This window comes from Candidatus Protofrankia californiensis (genome assembly GCF_900634765.1).
In the GTDB taxonomy this organism is placed as follows: Bacteria; Actinomycetota; Actinomycetes; order Frankiales; family Frankiaceae; genus Protofrankia; species Protofrankia californiensis.
In genome coordinates this window covers 5,408-7,365 of sequence record NZ_CAAAFT010000378.1, presented here as the reverse complement: position 1 = coordinate 7,365, position 1,958 = coordinate 5,408, and the positions used below count along the sequence as shown (strand labels likewise).

At 69.5% G+C, this 1,958-nt stretch carries 4 protein-coding genes; 1 reads left to right on the top strand and 3 read right to left on the bottom strand.

The genetic code is table 11. From position 1 onward, the window contains the following. Both DD1DGNOD_RS29845 and DD1DGNOD_RS27300 read right to left on the bottom strand, forming a co-directional pair. Positions 1-310: MBL fold metallo-hydrolase (locus DD1DGNOD_RS29845; RefSeq protein WP_430827839.1), on the bottom strand; the 310-nt coding region annotated here is incomplete at its 3' end. 105 nt (positions 311-415) lie between these two features. After that, entirely contained in the window at positions 416-592 is a 177-nt protein-coding gene (locus DD1DGNOD_RS27300) for a hypothetical protein (protein ID WP_165035142.1), read from the bottom strand. Positions 593-852: 260 nt separating this feature from the next. On the opposite strand from DD1DGNOD_RS27300, the gene DD1DGNOD_RS19370 reads away from it, so the two are divergent. Further along, on the top strand, positions 853-1,068 hold the full coding sequence (locus tag DD1DGNOD_RS19370; RefSeq protein ID WP_131770758.1) for a hypothetical protein: 216 nt from the start codon (positions 853-855) through the stop codon (positions 1,066-1,068). A 109-nt stretch (positions 1,069-1,177) separates the two neighbouring features. Here DD1DGNOD_RS19370 and DD1DGNOD_RS19365 read toward each other — a convergent pair. Continuing rightward, on the bottom strand, positions 1,178-1,958 hold a 781-nt coding region (locus DD1DGNOD_RS19365; protein WP_131770763.1), incomplete at its 5' end, for an aldo/keto reductase.

Below are 1,958 nucleotides of genomic sequence, written 5' to 3'. Positions count from 1 at the left end.
ACAGGACGTCGCCGGCGTGCGCCGGATGGAACCGCAACGGCCCGGTGTCACCCCCCGGGGGGGCCACGAAGGGACGGCAGGCATCCAGGGATGCGGGCGGTCCGACAACGTCCAACGGGTGTGCGGCCACAGTCGACCATGTCCGCCACAGCAGGGCGGCGGGACCGGTGTGATCGGAGTGGGCGTGGCTGAACAGCAGGTGGCGCACGCCGGCGAGCCGTACCCCGAACCTCGTGGCGGCGCGCGGTACGTCCGGCCCGCAGTCGATGAGCATGGTGCCGTCGACGAGCACCGCGGTCTGGGTGCGCACCTCGTGTTCGCGGGCCCACCCGCAGGACGCGCACTCACACCACGGGTTGGGCCATCCGTCGGCCGACCCCGTGCCCAGCAGCCTCAGCCGCACTTGCCCGTGTGCCTACGGGTGCGGATGACGCTTGCGGTCGACCAGCGTCATGAGGGTCAGCACGGCACCGAGCAACACGATCGCGCCGATCGTGAGCAGCCCGACCTGCCACCACACCATGGGCGCCTCGTGTGACTCGGTGGTGACCTCCGCGAGCAACGTCGTGACACCGTGCGAAGTTGTGATCACGGCTTCCTTCCTCTGTATCGACTGCTGTATCGACTGGCCTGGCCGTCCGACGGATCGTATGGGGTGTTTCCGTCAGCCGGCCAGCTGTTCGCGTAGCCGCCGGTCCGGCCGCCGACCGCCGGCTGTGACCCCGACCCGCCGTCGGTGTTGGATGGTGCTCGACGGACGGCCTGCCCGGTCGCCCGCGGCGTCCTGACGGTTGGCCGTCGAGGACGCCACCGGCGACGAGGACAGGCGACAAGGACAAAGGGGGTCCCACGGTGAGCTGGACCTGGCGTTTCGAGACGGAGGACGGCGGCGCGGTCGCTCCCGCCGGCTCGTTGTCGTCGTCGGAGTCGTTCCCGACGCAGAGCGACGCCGAGACCTGGCTGGGGGAGACCTGGCAGGAGCTGCTGGACACCGGTGTCCAGCAGGTGGTGCTCCAGGAAGCCGGCCGCAAGGTGTACGGCCCGATGAGCCTTCGGCCCGTCGACTAGCAGCCGGCCGAAGAGTGCGCGATCATGTTTTTCGCGCGCTCGGAGGCCAAAACCCTCGGGCTATGGGGCCGAAGAGTGCGCGATCATGTTTTTCGCGCGCTCGGAGGCGCTAACCGACGGCTTTCGGGTCGGTGACGACGACCCCGTCGAGGACGGAGTCGATCCGGGCCAGGATTTCGGAGTCCAGTTTCACTCCGGCCGCCTTGACGTTCTCGTGGACTTGCTCCGGCCGGGACGCCCCGATGATCGCCGATGCCACGTTGTCGTTCTGGAGCACCCAGGCCACCGCGAGCTGGGCCGGTGACAGGCCCGCGTCGGCCGCGACCGGCAGCAGATCCTGCACCCGGGTGAGGACCTCGTCGCGCAGCAGCCGCCGGACGAAGTTCGCGCCGTTCGCGCTGGTGGCGCGGGTGCCCTCCGGCAGCGGTTCGCCCGGACGGTACTTGCCGGTGAGCACGCCCTGCGCGATCGGCGACCAGACGATCTGGGAGATGCCGGCGGCCTGTGAGGTCGGGACGACCTCCGCCTCGATCGTGCGCCACAGCATCGAGTACTGCGGCTGGTTGGAGATGATCTGGTCGAAGCCCAGGTCGGCGGCTATGCGCACCGCGTCCGAGATCTGTGCGGCGGTCCATTCCGAGACACCGACGTAGAGGACCTTGCCGGCCCGCACGAGATCGTCGAAGGCCCGCAGGGTCTCCTCCAGCGGCACCGTCGGGTCGTAACGGTGCGCCTGATAGAGATCGAGATGGTCGGTGCGCAGCCGCCGCAGCGAGGCGTGGCAGGACTCGATGATGTGTTTGCGCCCCAGGCCCCGGTCGTTCGGGCCGGGTCCGGTCGGCCAGAAGACCTTGGTGAACAGCTCGTAGGACTCCCGGCGTACACCGTCG